Annotated in this window: 23 protein-coding genes; 9 read left to right on the forward strand and 14 right to left on the reverse strand. The window is 71.3% G+C overall.

Annotation, left to right across the window (positions count from 1 at the left end):
• Positions 1-14: 14 nt before the first annotated feature.
• Positions 15-1,811 (reverse strand): ABC transporter ATP-binding protein, encoded by a 1,797-nt coding sequence (locus AB0H88_RS00795; RefSeq protein ID WP_357641959.1) that lies wholly within the window; start codon positions 1,809-1,811, stop codon positions 15-17.
• Between the two features lie 114 nt (positions 1,812-1,925).
• Between AB0H88_RS00795 and AB0H88_RS00800 the strand changes: the two genes are divergently transcribed.
• The 3 genes from AB0H88_RS00800 (at position 1,926) to AB0H88_RS00810 (ending at position 4,310) form a co-directional block, all read left to right on the forward strand.
• Positions 1,926-2,555, forward strand: coding sequence for a TIGR03085 family metal-binding protein (locus AB0H88_RS00800; RefSeq protein ID WP_357639488.1), 630 nt, complete (start codon positions 1,926-1,928; stop codon positions 2,553-2,555).
• A 170-nt stretch (positions 2,556-2,725) separates the two neighbouring features.
• Positions 2,726-2,887 (forward strand): hypothetical protein, encoded by a 162-nt coding sequence (locus AB0H88_RS00805; protein ID WP_214637633.1) that lies wholly within the window; start codon positions 2,726-2,728, stop codon positions 2,885-2,887.
• A gap of 61 nt (positions 2,888-2,948) precedes the next feature.
• Positions 2,949-4,310, forward strand: coding sequence for a glutamine synthetase family protein (locus tag AB0H88_RS00810; RefSeq protein ID WP_357639490.1), 1,362 nt, complete (start codon positions 2,949-2,951; stop codon positions 4,308-4,310).
• Here the strand turns inward: AB0H88_RS00810 and hisF are convergent.
• Genes hisF through hisD form a run of 9 tightly spaced genes read right to left on the reverse strand, consistent with a single transcriptional unit; the run spans position 4,307 to position 10,383 of the window.
• Positions 4,307-5,068 carry an imidazole glycerol phosphate synthase subunit HisF gene (gene hisF, locus AB0H88_RS00815; RefSeq protein ID WP_357639492.1) on the reverse strand — a complete coding sequence of 254 codons (762 nt, stop codon included), beginning with the start codon at positions 5,066-5,068 and terminating at the stop codon, positions 4,307-4,309. The genes AB0H88_RS00810 and hisF overlap by 4 nt on opposite strands.
• On the reverse strand, positions 5,065-5,460 hold the full coding sequence (locus tag AB0H88_RS00820) for a Rid family hydrolase (RefSeq protein WP_357639495.1): 396 nt from the start codon (positions 5,458-5,460) through the stop codon (positions 5,065-5,067). Before AB0H88_RS00820 ends, hisF begins: the two co-directional genes overlap by 4 nt.
• 28 nt (positions 5,461-5,488) lie before the next feature.
• Complete coding sequence (gene priA / locus AB0H88_RS00825) at positions 5,489-6,211, reverse strand: bifunctional 1-(5-phosphoribosyl)-5-((5-phosphoribosylamino)methylideneamino)imidazole-4-carboxamide isomerase/phosphoribosylanthranilate isomerase PriA (RefSeq protein WP_357639497.1); 723 nt, start codon at positions 6,209-6,211, stop codon at positions 5,489-5,491.
• Positions 6,211-6,540: a hypothetical protein gene (locus AB0H88_RS00830; protein WP_357639500.1), complete on the reverse strand. Its 330-nt coding sequence runs from the start codon at positions 6,538-6,540 to the stop codon at positions 6,211-6,213. Before AB0H88_RS00830 ends, priA begins: the two co-directional genes overlap by 1 nt.
• Positions 6,533-7,168 (reverse strand): imidazole glycerol phosphate synthase subunit HisH, encoded by a 636-nt coding sequence (gene hisH / locus AB0H88_RS00835; protein ID WP_357639503.1) that lies wholly within the window; start codon positions 7,166-7,168, stop codon positions 6,533-6,535. The genes AB0H88_RS00830 and hisH overlap by 8 nt, the downstream gene beginning before the upstream one ends.
• Positions 7,162-7,317, reverse strand: a complete 156-nt coding sequence (locus tag AB0H88_RS00840) for a hypothetical protein (RefSeq protein WP_357639506.1) — start codon at positions 7,315-7,317, stop codon at positions 7,162-7,164. The genes hisH and AB0H88_RS00840 overlap by 7 nt, the downstream gene beginning before the upstream one ends.
• On the reverse strand, positions 7,314-7,907 hold the full coding sequence (gene hisB, locus AB0H88_RS00845; protein WP_225291752.1) for an imidazoleglycerol-phosphate dehydratase HisB: 594 nt from the start codon (positions 7,905-7,907) through the stop codon (positions 7,314-7,316). Before hisB ends, AB0H88_RS00840 begins: the two co-directional genes overlap by 4 nt.
• A 59-nt stretch (positions 7,908-7,966) precedes the next feature.
• The gene (locus tag AB0H88_RS00850) at positions 7,967-9,064 is read right to left on the reverse strand and encodes a histidinol-phosphate transaminase (RefSeq protein WP_357639509.1); all 1,098 of its coding nucleotides are present in this window, start codon (positions 9,062-9,064) and stop codon (positions 7,967-7,969) included.
• Positions 9,061-10,383, reverse strand: a complete 1,323-nt coding sequence (gene hisD / locus AB0H88_RS00855) for a histidinol dehydrogenase (protein ID WP_357639512.1) — start codon at positions 10,381-10,383, stop codon at positions 9,061-9,063. The genes AB0H88_RS00850 and hisD overlap by 4 nt, the downstream gene beginning before the upstream one ends.
• Positions 10,384-10,546: 163 nt before the next feature.
• On the opposite strand from hisD, the gene AB0H88_RS00860 reads away from it, so the two are divergent.
• Together AB0H88_RS00860 and ligD are read left to right on the forward strand one after the other, a co-directional pair.
• The gene (locus AB0H88_RS00860; protein WP_357639515.1) at positions 10,547-10,750 is read left to right on the forward strand and encodes a hypothetical protein; all 204 of its coding nucleotides are present in this window, start codon (positions 10,547-10,549) and stop codon (positions 10,748-10,750) included.
• 57 nt (positions 10,751-10,807) lie between these two features.
• A complete protein-coding gene (gene ligD, locus AB0H88_RS00865) occupies positions 10,808-11,797 on the forward strand; it encodes a non-homologous end-joining DNA ligase (protein ID WP_357639518.1) in 990 nt (329 codons plus the stop codon).
• A gap of 11 nt (positions 11,798-11,808) precedes the next feature.
• On the opposite strand, the gene AB0H88_RS00870 is transcribed toward ligD, so the two are convergent.
• Positions 11,809-12,960, reverse strand: coding sequence for an MFS transporter (locus tag AB0H88_RS00870; RefSeq protein WP_357639519.1), 1,152 nt, complete (start codon positions 12,958-12,960; stop codon positions 11,809-11,811).
• A 54-nt stretch (positions 12,961-13,014) separates the two neighbouring features.
• Between AB0H88_RS00870 and AB0H88_RS00875 the strand changes: the two genes are divergently transcribed.
• Together AB0H88_RS00875 and ybaK are read left to right on the forward strand one after the other, a co-directional pair.
• Positions 13,015-13,773, forward strand: coding sequence for a helix-turn-helix transcriptional regulator (locus AB0H88_RS00875; RefSeq protein WP_357639522.1), 759 nt, complete (start codon positions 13,015-13,017; stop codon positions 13,771-13,773).
• Between the two features lie 20 nt (positions 13,774-13,793).
• Positions 13,794-14,288: a Cys-tRNA(Pro) deacylase gene (ybaK, locus tag AB0H88_RS00880; RefSeq protein WP_357639524.1), complete on the forward strand. Its 495-nt coding sequence runs from the start codon at positions 13,794-13,796 to the stop codon at positions 14,286-14,288.
• On the opposite strand, the gene AB0H88_RS00885 is transcribed toward ybaK, so the two are convergent.
• On the reverse strand, positions 14,269-16,701 hold the full coding sequence (locus AB0H88_RS00885) for a transglycosylase domain-containing protein (RefSeq protein WP_357639527.1): 2,433 nt from the start codon (positions 16,699-16,701) through the stop codon (positions 14,269-14,271). The two genes, ybaK and AB0H88_RS00885, sit on opposite strands and share 20 nt — an antisense overlap.
• A 58-nt stretch (positions 16,702-16,759) precedes the next feature.
• A complete protein-coding gene (gene murA / locus AB0H88_RS00890; protein WP_357639530.1) occupies positions 16,760-18,070 on the reverse strand; it encodes a UDP-N-acetylglucosamine 1-carboxyvinyltransferase in 1,311 nt (436 codons plus the stop codon).
• 63 nt (positions 18,071-18,133) lie between these two features.
• On the opposite strand from murA, the gene AB0H88_RS00895 reads away from it, so the two are divergent.
• Positions 18,134-18,643, forward strand: coding sequence for a hypothetical protein (locus AB0H88_RS00895; RefSeq protein ID WP_357639533.1), 510 nt, complete (start codon positions 18,134-18,136; stop codon positions 18,641-18,643).
• Between the two features lie 121 nt (positions 18,644-18,764).
• On the opposite strand, the gene AB0H88_RS00900 is transcribed toward AB0H88_RS00895, so the two are convergent.
• Positions 18,765-20,132 (reverse strand): amidase, encoded by a 1,368-nt coding sequence (locus AB0H88_RS00900; RefSeq protein ID WP_357639535.1) that lies wholly within the window; start codon positions 20,130-20,132, stop codon positions 18,765-18,767.
• Between the two features lie 231 nt (positions 20,133-20,363).
• On the opposite strand from AB0H88_RS00900, the gene AB0H88_RS00905 reads away from it, so the two are divergent.
• Positions 20,364-21,440, forward strand: a complete 1,077-nt coding sequence (locus AB0H88_RS00905) for an SGNH/GDSL hydrolase family protein (protein WP_357639538.1) — start codon at positions 20,364-20,366, stop codon at positions 21,438-21,440.
• Positions 21,441-21,445 lie beyond the last annotated feature (5 nt).

Consider the following 21,445-nt stretch of genomic DNA (forward strand, 5'->3'; position numbering starts at 1 on the left):
CCCCTGCCCGACGCTCATGCGCTGACCTCTTCTTCCTCGCTTGACGCTGCTTCGATGGGCTCGATCTCGATGGCGGCCCTTTCGGCCTCCTCCCGCTCGTAGGCGGTCACCAGGTTCCGGTAGCCCTCGCAGCGCTCCAGCAGCTCTTCGTGGCTGCCCCGGTCGACGACCCGCCCCCGGTCCAGGTAGACGATCTCGTCGGCCAGTGCGATCGTGGCCATCCGGTAGGCGACGACCACGACGCTCGACGCCGCGTCGCGCAGGCCGTACAGGATCTTGGCCTCGACCTGCGGATCGACGCTGGAGGTGGCGTCGTCGAGGATGAGCAGGCGCGGGCGGCGGACGACCGCGCGGGCCAGCGCGAGCCGCTGGCGCTGGCCGCCGGACAGCGACGTGCCGCGTTCGCCGACGCGCGTGTCGAGTCCCGAGGCGAGTCTGCCGACGAACCCGTCGGCCTGGGCCACGCGCAGCGCCGCCCACACGTCCTCGTCGTCGGCGTCCAGCCCGAGCGCGATGTTGCCGCGCACGGTGTCGTCGAACAGGAACGTCTGCTGCGGCACCAGCGCGACGGACTCGGCCAGCCCGCCGTAGGCGAGGTGGCGCACGTCGACGCCGTCGAGCAGCACCTGTCCGGAAGCCGGGTCGACCAGCCGCACGAGCAGTTGCACCAGTGTCGACTTGCCGGACCCGGTCGGCCCCACCAGCGCGAGGGTGGCGCCGGCCGGCACGTCGAAGGTGACGTCGTGCAGCACCTCGTCCGCGCCGTAGGCGTAGGAGACGTCCGAGACCTCCAGCTTGGCGGGCCGGGCCTCGCTGAGCGCGACCTCGCCGTACTCCATGGACCCCTCGGCGTCCAGTACGGCCTGCACCCGCTGCCAGCCGACCACGCTGCGCGGCAGCTCGGCCAGCACCCAGCCGAGCGCCCGGATGGGGAAGGACAGCAGCGTGAACAGGTAGGCGACCTGCACCAGCTCGCCGGAGTCGATCGAGCTGGTGGACAGCCGCAGCGCGCCGACGCCGAGCACCGCGAGCACGCCGAGCGTGGGCAGCGCCTCCAGCAGCGGGTCGAACAGCCCGCGTACCCGCCCGACCGCGATGTTCGCATCACGCAGCTCGTGCGCGCGCCGCCGGAAGCGCTCGGTCTCCATCGCCTCCCTGCCGAGCGTCTTGACGACCAGCGCGCCGTCGAAGCTCTCGTGCGCGATCTCGCTGACCTCCGCGCGCAGCTGCTGCGCGCGGGTGGCGAGCGGGCTCAGGCGGCGCTGGTAGACCAGGTTCAGTACGGCGATGGCCGGGAAGATCAGGAAGCCCACCAGGGCGAGCATGGGATCGGTGAACAGCATGCCGATCGCCGCGGTGAACAGCATGACGATCACGCCGACGGCCATGGGCAGCGGCGCGAGCGGCGCCCAGGCCGCCTCGGCGTCGGCGCTGGCGTTGGACAGCAGTTGCCCGGTCGGGTGCCGGTGGTGCCATGACAGCGGCAGCCGCAGGTACTGCCTGGTGACCGCGCGCCGCGAGCGGGCCTGCATGCGGTACTGCAGCAGTCCGGCCAGGATGCGGCGTCCCGCCACGCCGATGGATTTGAGCAGCGCCGCGCCCATGATGAGCAGCACTCCGGTCCAGAGCGCGCCCGCGGCGGTGTCGCCCTGATCGAAAGCGGGGAGTACGACGTTCTGGGTGGCCCAGCCGAGCGCCCAGGCGGAGGCCACGGTCATGCCACCGTAGAGCGCGCTGGACAGGACTGCCGCGGCGAAAACCGCCTTCTCCGTACGGACGGCCACCCCAAGGACGCCCAGCCCTTGACGCATGACAGCCGAGGTGACCTTGGTCGCCACTCGCAAATTTTCCTTTCCCCGCCCATTTCTACATATGTCAGTATCACTGGCGATCAACACGTTATTCCCGCGGGTAGGGTTGGCCGCGTGACTCACGCTCGTAGCGAACGCGCCGCGCTGTGCGACCTGCTCGACCTGCTCGGCCCGGACGCGCCGACGCTCTGCACGGGCTGGAACACCTCTGACCTGGCCGCCCATCTGGTCCTGCGCGAGCGCCGGCCCGACGCCATGGGCGGCATCGCACTCAAGTCGCTGGCCGGCTACACGGCCTCGGTGCAGGAGGGGCTGAAGGCCAAGCACTCCTACCCCGAACTGGTCGACCTGGTCCGCAAACCGGGCGGCGTGTACGGCGTGCTCCCCTTCCTCGACGACGCCGTCAACACCCTGGAGTTCTTCGTCCACCACGAGGACGTGCGCCGCGCGCAGCCGGAGTGGGAGCCGCGCGAGCTGCCCGCCGACCTGGAGCAGGTCCTGTGGAAGCGGGTGGCCGGCGGCGGACGGCTCATGCTGCGCCGATCACCCGTGGGCGTGGTGCTGCACCGCCTGGGCGGCGGCGTGACGCTGGGCGGCGCGCAGCAGGGCCCGAAGGTGGAGGTGACGGGCCGGGCGGGCGAGCTGGTGCTGTTCTGCTTCGGGCGTCAGGAGCACGCCAGGGTCGAACTGGTGGGCGATGCCGACGCCGTCGCCCGGCTCAAGGACGCCAACCTGGGCATGTGATGGCGCACCAACTTCCGGGGTTCGGCAGGGGGTTCGCCGATACCTCTTGGCCTTACCATGGCGTGAGAAACAAGCCCCCCGGTTAGGATCAAGGAACGTCTTCACAGAAGATGCCAAGGATCGCCCAGATCCGGGTATATACGGCTGGGAATGGACTGCAGGAGGCCCCCATGCAGGTCAAGAAGGTGGTCACGTACGTTCTAGTGGCGTTCGTGATTTTCTACCTGTTCACCCGGCCGGCCCAGGCCGCATCCGCGGTTAACGGCGTGTTCGACGGGATCGTTCATGGCGCCAACCAGTTGGCTGTCTTCTTTACCAATGTGCTGACCTGAGGTGTGGTTCTGTCTGCGCTAGACGCTTCCCCACGATGCCAGATCGTGTTACGCAGGCAGAATGAGAGATCGCCCAAGCGTCACCAACCTTGATCAGCCTGATCCCCACGCCCGGCACGTCCTCGAACGCGCCGAGATCGAGGGGATCGAGCTGATTCGCTTCCTGTACGCCGACCACGGAGGCGTCATCCGTGGGAAGGCGGCATCCCGGTCACGACTCGCCGAGCGGCTCAACACCGGGATCGGGCACACGGTGGCGATGATGGCGATGAACATGCTCGACCAGTTGCAGGAGGTCGAGCACCTGGGTCCGGTGGGCGAGGTGCGCATCGTCCCCGATCCCTCCACCTTCGTCCCGCTCCCCCACGCTCCCGGCGCCGCGGCGATGCTCTCAGATCTCCGCGAGCCGGACGGCTCACCCTGGGCGGCCTGCGCACGCACCTTCCTCAAGGACGCGGTCGGCGCGCTGGCGGACGAGGGTTACACACTGCTGGCCGCCTTCGAGCCGGAGTTCACGCTCGGCCGGCGCCTGCCCGACCCCGCAGGCGGCTTCGACCGGCTGGTGCCTCTCGACGACACGCTGTGTTATGCCGCCACCGGCTTCGACACCGCCCACGACTACACGATCAAACTGATCCGCGCCCTGGAGACGCAGGGCCTGCACGTCGAGCACTACCACCCCGAGCTCGGGCCGGGCCAGCAGGAGCTGTCCGTACGCCACGCGCCCGCGCTACGGGCCGCCGACAACCACGTCCTCTACCGCGAGACCGTGCGCGGGGTGGCGATGCGCATGTCGATGTGGGCGTCACTGGCCCCCAAGCCGCTGGCCGACCAGGCGGGCAACGGGGCCCACCTGCACCTGTCCCTCTGGAACGACACCCAGAACATGTTCGCCGACGACAGCGAGCTGCGGGCCGGCTTCATCGGCGGCCTGATCGCCCACCTGCCCGCTTTGACCGCGCTGACCTGCGGCAGCGTCAACGGCTTCCGGCGGCTGGCGCCGCGCACCTGGGCCAGCGCCTACGCCGTCTACGGCCCCGACAACCGGGAGGCGGCGATCCGGATCTGCTCGCCGCTCGGCGAGAGCGGCGAGCCGAACCTGGAGCTCAAGCCGTCCGACTCCTCGGCCAACCCGTACCTGTCGCTCGGCGCGGTCATCCACGCCGGGCTCGACGGGATCCGGCGCAAGCTGGACCCCGGCGAGGCGGTCGACGTCGACCCCGACACCCGCCCCGGCCGCTACCCGCGTCTGCCCGCCTCACTGGAGGAGGCGCTCGACGCCCTGGAGGCGGACGAGGTGCTCATGGAGGCGCTCGGACCGCTACGGCGTAGCGCGTACCTGGCCGTGAAGCGGTCCGAGGCCGCCGCGTTCGCGGCCAAGGACGCCTCCTATGAGCTGTTCCACCACATGCGGGTCTTCTAGCGGACCGGGTGACCGGCCATCCGCAGCGTGTCCTTGACCTCGGAGATCTTCAGCGTCCCGAAGTGGAACACGCTCGCCGCCAGCACCGCGTCGGCGCCGGCCGCGACCGCCGGAGGGAAGTCCGCCAGCCGCCCGGCGCCGCCGCTGGCGATCACCGGCACCCGGACCGCGCCCCTGACCGCGTGCAGCAGTTCGAGGTCGTAACCGTCGAGCGTGCCGTCGCCGTCCATCGAGTTGAGCAGGATCTCGCCGACGCCGAGCTCCTCACCGCGCGCGGCCCACTCGACCGCGTCGATGCCGGTGCCGCGGCGCCCGCCGTGCGTGGTCACCTCGAAGCCGCTCGCGGTGCCCGGCGCCCGCCGCGCGTCGACCGACAGCACCACGCACTGCGCGCCGAAGCGCCGCGACGCCTCGGTGAGCAACTCGGGCCGGGCGATGGCGGCGGTGTTGAACGACACCTTGTCGGCTCCCGCGCGCAGCAGCCGGTTGACGTCGTCGACCGAGCGGATGCCGCCGCCCACGGTGAGCGGGATGAACACCTGCTCGGCGGTTCTGCGCACCACGTCGAGCATGGTGTCGCGCTCGCCCGACGAGGCGGTGATGTCGAGGAAGGTCAGCTCGTCGGCCCCTTCGGCGTCGTAGCGCCTGGCCAGCTCGACCGGGTCGCCCGCATCGCGCAGGTTGGCGAAGTTGACGCCCTTGACCACGCGCCCCGCGTCCACGTCCAGGCACGGGATCACCCGTACGGCTACCGTCATGCTCGCAGCGCCTCGATCTCGATCTCGACCAGCATGTGGGGATCCACCAGCCCGGCGACGCGGACGCCGGTGCAGGCGGGGCGCACCCGCCCGAACACCTCGCCGATCGCCCGCCCGACCTGGTCGAAGTGGCCGTGCTCGACCACGTAGTAGCGGACCATGACGACATCCTCCCTGCTCAGGCCGCCCATCGCGACCGCTTCCAGGGCGATGTCCATGGCCGTCCTGCTCTGCAGGTAGGCGTCACCATGGTGACGTACCTCGCCGTCGACGGTGGCGGTGCACCCGGACACGATCACCCGGTCACCGACGACCACAGCCCTCGCGTAGCCGTATCTCTCTTCCCAGATGCCTCCGGAGAACACCCTTGGTCCGGTGCTTTCCATGCTCATGCTGCCCATCACGGCCCCTCCCGAGGAACTAAGCGCGAACCGCGATCAGCGCGCTCTCCAGCGTGAAAGCTTGAGCGTAAAGGGCCTTGCCCACGATGGCACCCTCCACGCCGTCCGGCACCAGCGAAGCCAGCGCCACCAGGTCGTCAAGAGAGGAGACGCCGCCGCTGGCCACCACCGGCTTGTCGGTGCGCTTGCAGACCGCCTGAAGGAGCTCCAGGTTGGGCCCGCGCAGGGTGCCGTCCTTGGTGACGTCGGTGACCACGTAGCGGGGGCAGCCGTCGGCCTCCAGGCGTTCGAGCACCTCCCACAGGTCCCCGGCCTCCTCGGTCCAGCCGCGGGCGGCGAGCGTCGTGCCGCGTACGTCCAGCCCGACGGCGATCTTGTCACCGTGCTCGGCGATGACCCGGCGGCACCATTCGGGGTTCTCCAGCGCGGCCGTGCCGATGTTCACCCGGCGGCAGCCGGTGGCCAGCGCCGCGGCCAGCGAGGCGTCGTCACGGATTCCACCCGACAGCTCCACGTTCACATCCAGCCGGCCGATCAGGTCGGTGAGCAGCTCCCGGTTGGAGCCCCGGCCGAAGGCGGCGTCAAGGTCGACCAGGTGGATCCACTCCGCGCCCGCCTCCTGCCAGGCCAGCGCCGCGGCGAGCGGCTCGCCGTAGCCGGTCTCAGTCCCGGCCTCGCCCTGGACGAGGCGGACGGCCTGGCCGTCCGCGACGTCCACGGCAGGGAGCAATACGAGCGACATCAGGTCCTCCGGTCGAAAGCGAGAGTCATGACAACAGGTGCCAGCAGCAGGGAAAACACGAACACGGCCAGGCTCAGGAACGGCGCGCCCCACACAAGCCACGCCACCACCTGAACCAGCACGAACAGCAGCCCCACCACGGCGTTCTGGCCGCGGCGGCGGCGGGCGAGCAGACCGCCCTGCCGGGCGATCCGGACCGGGCGCGGGACCAGCCGGCCGAGTAAGGCGCGGCGGCGCGCTGCCCGCGCCTGCCGTGCCTCGTTGAGCAGGATCGCGCGCGCCCGCTCCGCCTCACGCTCGGCCCGGCGGCGCGCCCGCTCCTTACTCAAGAGTGCCGAGCCAGTTGGACAGCAGCGCGGCTCCGGCGTCGCCGGACTTCTCCGGGTGGAACTGGGTGGCCATCAGCGGGCCGTTCTCCACGGCCGCCACGAACGGCACGCCGTGCTCCGCCCAGGTGACCAGCGGTTCGGCGAAGCCGTCACCCGGGTGCAGCTCCCACTCGCGCACGCCGTAGGAATGCACGAAGTAGAAGCGCGTCGCCTCGTCGATCCCGTCGAACAGCGTGCTGCCCGCGGGCGCCTTGACGGTGTTCCAGCCCATGTGCGGCAGGACGGGCGCGTCGAGCCGCTCGACCGTGCCCGGCCATTCGCCGCAGCCCTCGGTCTCGACCCCATGCTCCACTCCCCTGGCGAACAGGATCTGCATGCCGACGCAGATGCCGAGCACCGGGCGGCCACCGGCCAGACGCCGGCCGATGATCCGCTCGCCGTACACGCTCTTGAGTCCGGCCATGCACGCCTCGAACGCGCCCACGCCCGGCACGACCAGGCCGTCGCACTCGAGCGCGGCGGTGAAGTCGGAGGTGACGGTCACGTTCGCGCCCACCCGGGCCAGGGCCCGCTCCGCCGAACGCAGGTTGCCCGACCCGTAGTCGAGCACGACGATGTTCTTCACCACCACATCACCCCCGCGGTGATCGCCATCGCGGCGCCGATCGCGCACACGGCGGCGCCGAGCTTGAGCCCCTGCCTGCCCAGCGAGAACACGCCGCCGATGAGGAACAGCCCGATGAACACCATGACGATGGCGATCGTGTTGCCGGTCACAGGACGCCCTTGGTGCTCGGCACGCCCGTGGCGCGCGGGTCGAACTCCGACGCCTCGCGCAGCGCCCTGGCCAGCGCCTTGAACTGGGCCTCGACGATGTGATGCGCGTTGCGGCCGTAGGGCACGCGTACGTGCAGGCAGATCGCCGCCTGGGCGACGAACGACTCCAGGACGTGGCGCGTCATCGTCGTGTCGTAGTCGGGCCCGATCATCGGCGCCATGCCCTCGGGCTCGGCGTGCACCAGGTAGGGCCGGCCCGACAGGTCGACGGTCACCTGGGCGAGCGACTCGTCCAGCGGGCACGACGCATTACCGAACCGCCTGATGCCCGACTTGTCGCCCAGGGCCTCGCGGAACGCGGCGCCCAGCGCGAGCGCCGTGTCCTCGATCGTGTGGTGCGAGTCGATGTGCAGGTCGCCCTCGGTCTTGACGGTCAGGTCGAACAGCCCGTGCTTGCCGAGCTGCGCCAGCATGTGGTCGAAGAAGCCGACCCCGGTCGAGACGTCGACCCGGCCCGTGCCGTCGAGACCCACCTCGACCAGGACCGAGGTCTCCTTCGTCGCGCGCTCGACGCGACCCACCCGGCCCACCGGCCCACCTTCGTCGGGGCTGTGAGCCGCAGAAGCGCCGTGTCCGTTGGTTGGCTCGCTCACAGCAGGACTCCCTCCAGAGCGGCGCGGAACGCCGCCATCTCCTCATCGGTGCCGATCGACACCCGCAGCCATTCTGGCGGTCCCACCTCGCGGATGAGCACACCGCTCGCCAGCAGGCCCTCCCACACCTTCCGCCGATCGGCGAAGCGCCCGAACAGCACGAAGTTGGCGTCGGAATCGGCGACGGTCAACCCCTTATCGCGCAGCCAGGCCACGATGTCATCGCGCTCCTGCCTGAGCGCGTCCACCGTGGCGAGCAGCTCGGCCCGGTGGCGCAGCGCCACGCGGGCCGCCGTCTGCGTGAGCGTCGACAGGTGGTAGGGCAGCCGCACCAGCAGCAGCGCGTCGATCACGGCCGGGTGCGCGGCCAGATAGCCCAGACGGGTGCCCGCCATGGCGAACGCCTTGGACATGGTCCGCGTGACGATCAGCCTCGGGTGCGCGGGCAGCAGGGTGAGCGCCGAAGGCGTGCCCTGCCGGGCGAACTCCGCGTAGGCCTCATCGACCACGACCATGCCCTTGGCCGCGTCGAGCACCCGGCTGATCGTCTCCATCGGCAGCGCGGTGCCGGTCGGGTTGTTGGGCGAGGTCAGGAACACGATGTCGGGCCGGTGCTCCTCGACCGCGGCGACCGCCTTGTCCGGATCGAGCGAGAAGTCGGGCTCGCGGGCCCCCGAGATCCACTCCGTACTGGTGCCGGTGGTGATGATCGGGTGCATCGAGTAGGACGGCTCGAAGCCCAGCGCCGTGCGCCCGTAGGAGCCGAACGCCTGAAGGATCTGCTGGAGGATCTCGTTGGAGCCGTTGGCCGCCCAGACCTGGTCCTTGGTCAGCCCGTGACCCAGGTAGGCGGCCAGGTCGGTGCGGAGCGCCTCGGCGTCCCTGTCGGGGTAGCGGTTGAGCTCGGCCGCGCTCGCGCGCACCTCCTCCGCCAGGTCGGCGACCAGGGCCGGGGAGGGCGGGTAGGGGTTCTCGTTGGTGTTGAGCCTGACGGGCACCTCGATCTGCGGAGCGCCGTAAGGCGTACGGCCCCGCAGGTCGTCGCGGATCGGCAGGTCGTCGAGCGTCACGTCAAGATCGGCGCGGGGATTCACTGGGCCTCGTTTCGCGATGGGACCTGCCAGTCGAAGCGGGCGCGGATGGCGGCGCCGTGCGCCGGGAGGTCCTCGGCGTCGGCGAGCACCGTCACGTGCCCGGCCGCCTCGGCCAGCGCCTCGCGCGTGTAGTCGACGACGTGGATGCCGCGCAGGAACGACTGAACCGACAGACCGCTGGAGTGGCAGGCGCAGCCGCCCGTGGGCAGCACGTGGTTGGAGCCGGCCAGGTAGTCGCCCAGGGACACCGGAGCGTAGGGGCCCACGAAGATCGCGCCCGCGTTGCGGACCCGCGCCGCGACGGCCGCGGCGTCGGCGGTCTGGATCTCCAGGTGCTCGGCGGCGTAAGCGTCGACGACCTTGAGGCCGTCGTCGACGCTGTCGACCAGCACGATGCCGGACTGCCGGCCGCCGAGCGCCTCGATGATGCGCTGGGAGTGCCGGGTGGCATTGACCTGTCCCGGTAGCTCCTTCTCCACGGCCTCGGCCAGCCGGAGGCTGTCGGTGACCAGCACGGCCGCCGCGATCACGTCGTGCTCGGCCTGGCTGATCAGGTCGGACGCCACGTGCACCGGGTCGGCCGTCTCGTCGGCCAGGATCGCGATCTCCGTCGGCCCCGCCTCGGAGTCGATGCCGATGCGGCCCTTGAGCAGGCGCTTGGCGGCGGCCACCCAGATGTTGCCGGGCCCGGTCACCATGCTGACGGCCGGGCACTCCTCGGTGCCGTAGGCGAACATCGCCACCGCCTGGGCGCCGCCCACGGAGTAGACCTCGTCCACGCCCAGCAGCGCGCAGGCCGCCAGGATCGTGGGGTGCGGCAGGCCGCCGTTGTCCGCCTGGGGCGGGCTCGACACGGCGAGCGACTCCACGCCCGCCTCCTGGGCCGGGACCACGTTCATGACCACGCTCGACGGGTAGACGGCGCGCCCGCCGGGGACGTAGAGGCCCACGCGGTCGACCGGCACCCACCGCTCGGTCACGGTGCCGCCCGGCACGACGCGCGTCGTGACATCGGCGCGGCGCTGATCTCGGTGGACCAGCCTGGTGCGCCGGATCGCCTCCTCCAGCGCGGCCACGACCTCCGGCCGCAGCTCCCGCAGCGCCGCCTGGATCGCCTCCCGCGGGACCCGCGCCTGCTGGACCTCGACACCGTCGAACCTGGCGGTCAGCTCCCGTACGGCTGCCGCCCCCCGATGGCGGACCGCCTCGCAGATGGGCCGCACCTTCTCCAGGGCGGCCTCGACGTCGAGTTCGGCGCGGGGCAGCACGTCGCGCAGGTTCGCCGGGAGGGAACCGCGCATGTCAATACGGGAAATCACCCACCCAGTTTACGGAGTCCCTTCCCTGAATCCGGTTCTGTCCAGTATCCGGGACGGGGGCGCGTCGCCCCGAATGCCCCGCTCGGGGACTTTCCGGACAACATCCCCTGTCCGGTTTTATGTGTATTTGTCCTTCTATATACGAATCTCGTACGCTGAGGGCATGGCAAAGTGGCATGGACCGGACGGCATCGTCGTCGAGGCGATCGTGCTCGGCAACCGGCCGCTGCTGCGCGTGTCCCGGCACGTCAACGGCCGGGCCTACTTCCGCGGCTACTGCGCCCGCGTCGAAGAGCTCGGCGGGCACGGCGTCGACCTGGCCAAACTGGTCGAAGAGCCACGCGACGGAGACCGTCCCCCGGCTTGACCATCTGCGGACCCCCGCCCCTTGTGCCGATCTCGCCGCGGGGGTATGCCAGGGGTCATGGCGCAGCTGCCGGTCTACGCGCCGATGCTGGCTCAGCTCGGCTCCCTGCCGTCGGTACGCGGGGACGAATGGGCCGTCGAGATGAAGTGGGACGGCGTGCGCGCCCTCGTCTACCTGGAGGACGGCGGCGTCCGGCTGCTGTCGCGCAACGGCAAGGACGTCACCGCGGCCTACCCCGAACTGCAGCTGATGGCGGGCGCCACCGGCCGGCGGCCGGCGGTCGTCGACGGGGAGATCGTGGCCTTCGACAACGCCGGACGACCCAGCTTCGGCGCGTTGCAACCCCGCATGCACCAGCGCCACCCGGCCAAGGTCGCCGAGCTGGCCAGGACCGTACCGGTGACGCTCATGGCGTTCGACCTGCTGCACCTCGGCTCCGACAGCACCATCGGCCGGCCCTACACCGAACGCCGCGAGCTGCTGGAGCGGGTCCTGACGCCCGGCTTCCGCTGGCAGGTGCCGGTGTGGTTCCACGACCACGCGGAGGGCGCGCTCGACTCCTCTCGCCGGCTCGGCCTGGAGGGCGTGGTGTGCAAGCGCCTGTCGTCGCCGTACCGGCCGGGCCGGCGCAGCTCCGAATGGACCAAGGTCAAGAACGTCACGGCCGTCGAAGTGATCATCGGCGGCTGGAAGGCCGGCGCGGGCCGGCGCGCGGGCACGATCGGCTCCCTGCTGCTCGGCGCGCACGACCGGGACGGGAGGCTGCTGTTCGTCGGCCACGTGGGCACCGGCTTCACCCAGGCGATGCTGGACGACCTGTACGAGCGCCTCGCCCCGCTGGAGCGGCCCGAGTCACCGTTCGCCGTACCGGTGCCCCGCGAGCACGCCCGCGACGCCCACTGGGTCGAGCCGCGCCTGGTGGGCGAGGTCCAGTACGCCGAGGTGACCGGCGACGGCCGCCTGCGCCACCCCTCCTGGCGCGGCCTGCGCCCCGACCGTGAGCCCGACGAGATCCGCCTGGACACCGGCGACTGGGCCGCCGGCTGAGCCCTTGATCGCTATGCGCCGGGAGCGGGCAGTGGCTCCCGTACCGCGGGAGCGGGGTCCTTGAGCGTACGGGCCAGCAGCCAGGCCAGGGCCGGGAAGGCGATCAGGCCGGCGAGCGCGACCCGCAGCGAGGTGGCCTCCGCCACCGCCCCGACGAGCGGGCTGGTCAGACCACCGGCGCTCACCGCCAGGCCGAGCGTGACGCCGCTGGCGGTGCCCAGACGGTTGGGCAGGAAGTCCTGGCCCAGCGTCACATGCAGCGAGAACGGCGCGTACAGGGTGATCGAGGAGGCCGCGATGAACACGTACGCGGAAGGACCCGGCGCCAGCACCACCCCGGCGATGGCCGGGACAGCGGCCGCGTAGGCCAGGCTCATGGTGCGCACCCGGCCCCAGCGGCCCGCGAGCCGGCCGCCGAGGAGCGTCCCCACCGCACCCCCGGCGAACAGCACGAACAACGCCACCGCCCCCGCCGCTCCCCCACCCATGTACAGGGCGACGAACGCGCTCAACCCCACGTACGCGATCGACCGGAAGACGATCACCAGGGTGAGCCGGACGAACGACGGCCAGTCGTCACGCCCGGCGGAACGGGCGCTCGCCCGAGCCGCCTCGCCGTGACGGGAGAGCGAGCGGATCACGGTGAGCGTGAGCAGCGCGCCCACCACGGCGGGGACGACCAGCAACGGCGAGGCGCCGAGCCCCCACAGCGACAGCAGCGGCGTGACCACGATCGGCGCGGTGGCGAAGCCGAGCGTGCCGCCCAGCGAGAACCAGCTCATCCGCACGTGACTGCCCTCGCTGGCGATCCTGGCCAGGCGGGCCGACTCCGGATGGTAGGCCGCCACACCGAGACCCGACAGCGCCACCGCCAGCCAGGTGAGGGCGTACACGTCGGTGACACCGCTGAGCGCCACCCCGAGCCCGGCCGTGAGCGTGCTGACCGGGATCAGCCACGGCATCCGCCGGCGGTCGGTGAGCGCGCCGAAGACCGGCTGGACGATCGAGGACAGCAGCGTCGCGGCGAGCACGATGCCCGACGCGGCGACGTAGCCATAGCCGCGCTGCGCCACCAGGAAGGGCACCAGCGCCGGAACCGCCCCCTGGTACACGTCCACACCGGCATGGCCCACGGCCAGCATCACGATCTTGTTCGCCTTCACCCTCCGATCGTCGCCCCGGGATGACCTGGCCCGCTTCCGATAAAATGCCAACCCATGATGGAAATCCGCCATCTTCCGGAGGCGCCCACCGGGATCCGGCCGCTCGCGCCCGGCACCGGGATCGACGCGCACCGCCACGACACCCACCAGATCACCTACGCCTGCCGGGGCGTCCTGTCGGTGACGACGAGCGCGGGCACCTGGGTGGCCCCGGCCAACCGGGCCATCTGGGTGCCGGCCGGAACCGTCCACGAGCACCGCGCGCACGGGGACACCGACCTGCGGCTCGTCGGCCTGCCCATCGCCGACAACCCCCTGCGCCTCGACCGGCCCGCCGTGCTCGCCGTCGGCCCGCTGCTGCGCGAGCTGATCATCGCCTACACCGGCGCCGCTGTGGGAGCGGACCCCGGCGACGGCGGCGCCGAGCGGCAGCGGCTGCGGGCCGTCCTGCTGGACCAGCTCCGCCGCTCCCCCGAGCAGCCGTTCCACCTGCCCACAGCCAAGGACCCCCGGCTGGCCGCCGTCTGCGCGCTCCTGCACGACGACCCGGCCGACTCCCGCACGCTCGCGCAGTTCGGGCGGCAGGCCGGCACCAGCGACCGCACGCTGGCCCGGCTCTGCCGGGGCGAGCTGGGGATGACGTTCCCGCAATGGCGTACGCAGCTGCGCCTGCACCACGCGTTGCTGCTGCTGGCCGACGGGCTCGCGGTCACCACGGTCGCGCACCGCTGCGGCTGGGCCACCCCCAGCGCCTTCATCGTCGCGTTCCGGCGAGCTCTCGGGTACACCCCGGGCCGCGCCTTTACAATGTAGATTCGCTACACTGACATCCTGTGAGCAGAGCGAAAGCCCAAGGGGGCACTCCGGCCACGGTGGCGCTGACGAAGGCCAAGGCCGAGTTCACCCTTCATCCGTATGAGCACGACGCCCACGCGCAGGCCTATGGCGAGGAGGCGGCCGACGCGCTCGGCGTGCCGCACGAGCGGATCTTCAAGACGCTGGTGGCCGAGGTGGAAGGCGCGCTCGCGGTGGCTGTCGTGCCGGTCTCGGGCAAGCTCGACCTCAAGGCGCTGGCGGCGGCGCTCGGCGGCAAGAAGGCGGCCATGGCCGACGCGGCGAAGGTCGAGCGCGTCACGGGCTACGTGGTCGGCGGCATCAGCCCGCTCGGCCAGCGCAAGAGGCTGCCGACCGTGGTCGACGCGTCGGCTCTGGAGTTCGGGACGATCTACTTCTCCGCGGGCAAGCGGGGGCTGCAGATCGAGACCGCCCCCGCCAACCTGATCGCGCTGACCGGCGCCGTCACCGCCGCTATCGGAAGTGCCGGCTGATCCTTTCACGGCGATGACGGGGCTCCAGGAGATCACGGGGACGCCGCGGTCCCATGACGTCATCGGGGCGCCGAGGCTCGCGGACGCCCTCGGGACGGCGAGGCTCCCGGACGTCCGCGGGGCGCCGCGGTTCCCGGACGTCCTCGGGACGGCCAGGTTCCAGGGCGGCACCGGGACGCCGTTCCTGGGCGTCGCGGCGATGCCGTGGTTCCCGGACGTCCCGGCGGTTCCACGGCTCCATGAACGTGAAGCGTTTGCGGTGGTCGAACTTCCGGCGCCTGTCGCGGGCGGGCCGCCCGTGCTCGTCGCGGGCCTTCGCCTTCGCCTCCGCCTCCAGCGCCTCCTTCAGTCCCGGGGTGTAGCCGCCGCCGAAGCGGGCCATGTCGGGGCCGGGGAAGCCCGACGGGGCGATGTCGCGCAGGGCCTCCTCCATCGAGTCGACCCAGATCGGGCCCGGTAGCGAGGCGCCCTGCACGGAGCCGTAGTACTCGTCGCCGATCTGGACGTTCTGCAGGGGGTAGCGGTAGGCGCCCCTGATGTCACCGACGCTGACCGCGGCCGCCAGATCCGGGGTGTAGCCGGCGAACCACGCCGAGGTGTAGCCGTTGTTCGTGCCCGTCTTGCCCGCCGCGGGACGGCCGATGCTCTGGCCGCGCATGGTGCCCTCGGTGAAGACGCCGCCCAGCACCCAGTTGACCGCGTCGGCCACCGGCCGGTCGATGGCCTGCTCGCAGGCGGGCGGCACCCGGGTGCGTTCGCCGACCCGGCCGGTGATCTCCACGATCGCCAGCGGCCGGCAGTACCTCCCCCTGGCCGCGAACGCCGCGAACGCCGCCGCCACCGTCACCGGGTCCATCTCGTTGGCCCCGAGCGTGAACGTCGGCACCTCGCGCAGCGGCGTTCCATCGGCGCGGGCGATGCCCAGCGCCTTGGCGGTCGTGACCACGTTGCAGAGGCCGACCTTGCGCTCCAGCATCATGTAGAAGATGTTGACCGACTTCCAGGTACCGGTCTCCAGGCTGTGCGGGCCGCCGGTGCCCTCGCCGGAGGCGTTGTAGATGGTCGTACGCGGGTCGTTGACGCGTCGGCCCCGGCAGTCGCGATAGCCCTGGTCAGGCGACAGCTCACCGGGGGTCTGAAAGCCGTCCCCGAACCGCCAGCCCTGCCCCAGCGCCGTGGCCAGGGTGAACACCTTGAACGTGGAGCCGGCCTGGAACCCCATCCCGCCGCCGTGCGTCATGTCGGCCGGCAGGTTGAAGGTGGTCCTGGCGCCGTTCTTCTTGTTGCCCGGGTTGCGGCCGAAGCGCTTGCTCGCCGCCATCGCCATGATCCGCCCGGTGCCCGGCTGAACCATGGCCTCGGCGGCCACCTGGGTGTCGTCGGGATGCACTCGCCGCTGGATGGCGTGCTCGGCGGCCCGCTGCGCCACCGGGTCGAGGCTCGTACGGATCACCAGACCGCCGGTGCTCATCCTGGCCTGCCGTTTGGCCGCGGTGTCGCCGAAGGCCGGGTTGGTCAGGAGCTCCCGCTGAACGTAATAGCAATAGAACGGGTAGTCGCTCTGCGCGCAACCGCCGGGCTCCGGATGGAGCTTGAGGTCGAGGCCGGTCCGCTTGGCCGCGGTTGCCTCCTGCGGCGAGATCGCGCCCACCCCGGCCATCCGGTCCAGCACGATGTCGCGCCGCTGCCGCAGCCGGTCCAGGTGCCGGTCACCCAGCGAGGGATCGGTCGAGTACGGCATGCGCACGGCCCCCGCGAGCGTGGCCGCCTGGGTCAGGGTGAGGCGGGCGGCCGTGGTCGAGAAGAACCGCCTGGCCGCCGCCTCGACGCCATGTGCGCCCGCGCCGAAGTACGCGATGTTCAGATATTTTTCCAGAATCTCGTCCTTGCGGTACTTCTCCTCCATCGCCAGCGCGTATCGCAGCTCGGTGATCTTCCTGGCCAGGTTGGGCGCGCGGGCCCGGTCGCGCTCGGCGTCGCTTCGGGCGCCCTCCACCAGGATGTTCTTGACCAGCTGCTGGGTGAGGGACGAGCCGCCCTGCTTGATCCCGCCCGCCTGCGTGTTGGTGAGCAGCGCCCGGATCGTGCCCTTGACGTCCAGGCCGCCGTGCTCGTAGAACCGGGCGTCCTCGATGGCCACGATCGCCTTGCGCATCACGGGCGCCACCTGGTCGAGCCGGACCGTCGTCCGGTTGGCCTCGTAGAACTGGGCGAACTGCTTGCCGTTCCGGTCGAGGAGGCGGGTCACCTGGGACAGCGGCTCCTCACGAGGGGCGGGCGGCAGGTCGACGAACGTCGTGGCGACGTTCTTGGCGGACAGACCCGCCCCGGTCACGACCGGGGCGGCCAGCGCCGCCGCCAGGATCCCGCCGATCGCCCCGGCCATGGCGAGCACGCCGATGGATCTGAGCACAGTCACTCAGTTGATCTGCGGCTGGGAAGGCATCGGCAAACACCGGCCTCGCGCGTCTTTACTGTTGTCTGCGGATATTCAGACCAAGTGACGCGAACTGCTCGAACGGCTGGTGATAGCCGCGCTCGATGTGGTTGACGCCGCGTAGCGTCGAGGTCCCGTCCGCCACCGCTGCGGCCAGCACGGCCGAGAACCCGGCCCGGATGTCGGGCAGCGTCACGTCCGCGCCCTTGAGCTGTGACACGCCCCGGACGACGGCCGAGTGCCTGGCGTTCGTGTCGTGGTAGCGGCAGGCCGGGCCGCCCAGGCACTGGTCGAACACCTCGATCTCGCAGCCCATCTTCTGCAGCGCCGGGACGTACACCAGGCGGTTCTCGAAGACGGTCTCGTGCAGCACCGACATGCCCTGGCTCTGCGTGAACAGCACCATGAGCGGCGTCTGCCAGTCGGTCATGAACCCGGGATGCGTGTCGGTCTGCACGGCCGCCGCGCGCAGCCCCTCGGGCGGCGCGGTGGCGCACAGGTATTCGTCGTTGATGTCGAACTGGGCGCCCATCCTGGCCAGCGTGGTGATCGCGGTGACCAGCCGGTCCTGCGGGCAGCCGTGCACCCGCACCTCACCGCCGGTGATCAGGCCCGCCGCGAGGTAGGAGAAGGCCTCGATGCGGTCGCCGGCAAGCCAGATGGAGGCGCCGTGCAGCCGCTCGACGCCCTCGATGACGATCCTGCGGTCGGGCGAGAGCTCGATCCTGGCGCCCATCCGCTGCAGGAACAGCGCCAGCTCCACGACCTCGGGCTCCATCGCCGCGTTCTTCACCACGGTCTTGCCCTCGGCCAGCACCGCGGACATGAGGATCGTCTCGGTCGCCCCGACGCTCGGATACGGCAGCTCCAGCCGGGTTCCGTTCAGCCGCTTGGCCTTGGCGAAGATCCCGGTGTCGCCCACCTCGACCTCGGCGCCCATCGCACGCAGCGCCTCGACGTGGAAGTTCACCGGCCGCCGGCCGATGGGGTCGCCGCCGACCAGCGGCACGAACGCCTCCCCCGCCAGGTGCAGCAGCGGGCCCAGCATGAGGATCGGGATGCGGTTCAGTCCGGTGAAGGCGTCGGGCACCCGCGGCCGGATCTCCGGGCCCTGCCCGATGCGGATCTCCGACCGGGTGATCTCCACGTTGATGCCCAGCGCGTCGAGCATCGCCGCCGTGATGCCGACCTCGCCGACCTCGGGGACGTTGTGGATGATGCTCTCCCCGGTGCCCAGCATGGCGGCGACCATGTGCTTGGACACCGCGTTCTTGGAGCCGCGCACTTCGACGTCACCCCTGAGGGGACCGGAGGGTTCGATCAGCCAGACCTTGTCTTCAATCACGAAGCGAGCCTAGCCGGGAGATACGATCGACCTGATTAATAGGCAAATGTGAGGAGGAGCGGCGTGGCGAGGCATGTTCGCGCATTTGCGGTTACTGTCCTCATCCTCGCCACTCTGGCGGTGCTGGCCGGGCTGCTGTGGTCCCACCTGTCCCCTCGCGCGCCGTACCAGGTCACGACGCAGGGGCCGGTGCTGGCGGACCCGTCCACGCAGGCGCTGATCGCCGCCGACGGATGGTACGCGGTGATCACCGGCGGGCTCGGGCTGGCCTGCGGGGCGCTCGCCTGGTTCCTCGGCCGGCGGCACCAGCTCGCCGTCCTGCTGGGGCTCGGCCTCGGCGGGGTGCTGGCGGCCTTCCTCACGCTCTGGGTGGGTTCGACGTTCACGTTCGGCGTGGTGGTCGTGGAGGCCGCGGCCGAGCCCGGGGTGAAGGTCGTCCCCGGGTCGCTGGCGCTGACCGCCACGGGCGTGATCGTGTCCTGGCCGCTGGTCGCGGTGGGCTTCTTCGGGCTGCTGGAGGGCATGCACGGGTATCGCGAGTCGCCGCTGCGCAAGCCGTACGGGATCGGTTGACGTCGCCACTCAGGGGCGTGCGGAGGGGCCGGGCCGGAAGGCTGGTCATCGGAAGGCTGATCGTCGGAAGGCTGATCGTCGGAAGGCTGATCGTCGGAAGGCTGATCGTCGGAAGGGCCGGTCAGAGGGGCGGGCGGCGCAGGCCGTGCTCGGTGGCCTGCTCGAAGGCGCGGGCCACGCGCAGCACCGTGGCGTCGGCGAACGGCCGGCCGATGATCTGCACGCCGACCGGCAGCCCCGACGGCGTGAACCCGGCGGGGACCGACGCGGCGGGTGCGTGCAGCACGCTGATCCAGTACGCGGAGCGCATCCACGCCAGGTAGTCGGGCAGCCGGACCCCGTTGATCTCGCTCACGTAGGGATGCTCGACGGGGAACGGCGGCACCTGACTGACCGGGGCGATCAGCACGTCGTAGGTGTCGAAGAAGGCCGCCATGCGGTGGTAAAGGCCGCTGCGCAGGCGTTCGGCCCTGGCCAGGTCGGCGCCGGTGAGCTTGCGGCCCTGCTCGACGTTCCAGGCGGTGTTGGCGCCCAGCCCGTCGAGCTCACCGAAGGCGAGCGCGTAATACCACGCCCGGTAGACGCGGAAGGCGTCGTCGGCGTCCGACAGATCCAGCTCGACCTGCTCGACGCGCGCGCCGAGCCCCTCGAACACGCCGGGAGCCGTCGCGGTGACCGCCGCGGTCTCGGGGTCCACCGGCAGCCCACCCAGATCGGGGCTCCAGGCCACGCGCAGCCCGGCGACGTCGCGCTCGTCAGGGGTGAAGTCCTCGGTGATCGAGTACGGAGAACGAGCGTCGAATCCCGAAATAACCGACATCATCAGGGTCAGGTCCTCGACCGTCCTGGCCATCGGCCCCTGGACGGACAGCGTGTACCAGGCGGCCTGGTCCGACAGGGCGGGCACCCGGCCCGGCGTCGGCCGCAGCCCCACCACGTTGCAGAACGAGGCCGGGTTGCGCAGCGACCCGCCCATGTCGGATCCGTCGGCGAGCGGCACCATCCCGGACGCCAGCGCCGCCGCCGCCCCGCCGCTGCTGCCCCCGGCGGACCTGGACAGGTCGTAGGGGTTGCGGGTGGCCCCGAACACCTCGTTGACCGTGTGCGAGCCGGTGCCGAACTCCGGCGTGTTGGTCTTGCCCACGAGGATCGCCCCGGCCGACCTGAGCCGCTCCACGATCACGTCGTCCTTGTCGGGGACATGGTCGGCGTAGATCGGCGACCCGTAGGTGGTGCGGATGCCCTTGGTGTCGACGAGGTCCTTGTGCGCCATCGGCACCCCGTGCAGCGGCCCCGTCGCCTCACCGGCGTCGGCGGCCTTGGCCGCGTCCAGCGCCTGCTCGGCGACCAGCGTCACGATGGCGTTGACCTGGGGATTGACCTGCTCGATGCGGTCGAGGTGGGCCTGGAGCAGCTCGACGGCGCTCACCTGGCGGGTCCTGACCAGGTGGGCCATCTCGGTCGCGGTCAGGTAGTGCGGTGCGGTCACGATCCGATTGTCGCTCACGCGCCCAGGCGGTCACGATCCGGTCGTCACTCACGCCCTCCGGTGGCCGCGAGCCGGTTGTCGCTCACGCGCCCAGGCAGGATCGTGGTCCGCGCTCCGACTCTAGTGGCCGCCACCGACAGTCCTGATGTCGTACGGAACGGGCATCCGCACCGCGAAGGCAGGTCGCGGCGATCATGGGTCGATTAGGCTTCCTGGCGGAATCGTCACCGCTTGGGGGAGGCCGCGCTGAACGGGACGAAAGGGAAGATCGTCCAGATCGCCGCGGCCGCTCTGCTCGGCGCCGCGCTCGCTCTCGCGGGCGCTCCCCTGGGCCTGTACACCTCACTGGCCTGCGCCACCATCGGCGCGGGCTGCCCAGCCGACCGGCCATCGCCCGGCCGGCTTCCGGTCCTGACCCGCCTGTCGCCGGTGCAGGCCGCGCAGAGCGGCACGTACGTGGCACTCGGCGACTCCTACTCCTCCGGCGAGGGCGTCTACGACCGCGCCGCGCGGCCGATCAACAGCGGCGCCGACCGCTGCCACCGCTCGCCGGGCTCCTACGTCCCGCTCGTCGCGGGCGCCCACCGGTTCGGCGGCGGCAGCGCCTTCTGGGCCTGCAGCGGCGCCACCACGCGTCAGCTCTTCTCCGGCCAGTACGGCCAGCAGCCGCAGATCGAGCGCGTGGGCACGGCCGCCAGCCTGGTGACGCTCAGCATCGGCGGCAACGACGCCGGGTTCACCAGCGTGCTCACCGGCTGCATCGTCAAGCTGCCCTGGTCCTCGGCGTGCGTCGACCAGCAGTCGCAGGTGGCCAAGCGGATCGCGGGGCTGCGGCCCAGCATGACGAAGGTGCTGCGGGAGCTCAGGAGCCGGGCACCGAACGCGCGCATCATCGTGCTCGGCTATCCCCGGCCGTTCCCCGCCGCGCCCCCGGACGGGGTCGACAACCTGACCGTCGAGGACCAGCGGTGGCTCAACGGCATGACGCGGCAGTTGAACGATGTGGTGGCGCAAGTGGCCGGGGAGTTCGACCGGGAGATCGTGGCGTTCGGGGGGACGGGGAGCGTCGAGTACGTGGACGCCTATGACGCGTTCGCCGGGCACGAGGTGGGGCGGCCCGACCCGTACGTGAACGGGCTGGCGCTGAACCTGGACGAGTTGGTCGTCAACAGCCGCAGCTTCCATCCGACGGGCGCCGGCTACCGGCGCTTCGCCGAGCTGATCAACGCACGGATCGCCGCCGGGCCGGGGCGGCCGATGAACAACTTCCACCTCGCGACCCCGACCACCGGCGACGGCCGCTTCTAGCCGCC

It is taken from the genome of Nonomuraea sp. NPDC050680, from assembly GCF_040654555.1.
Taxonomy (GTDB): domain Bacteria; phylum Actinomycetota; class Actinomycetes; order Streptosporangiales; family Streptosporangiaceae; genus Nonomuraea.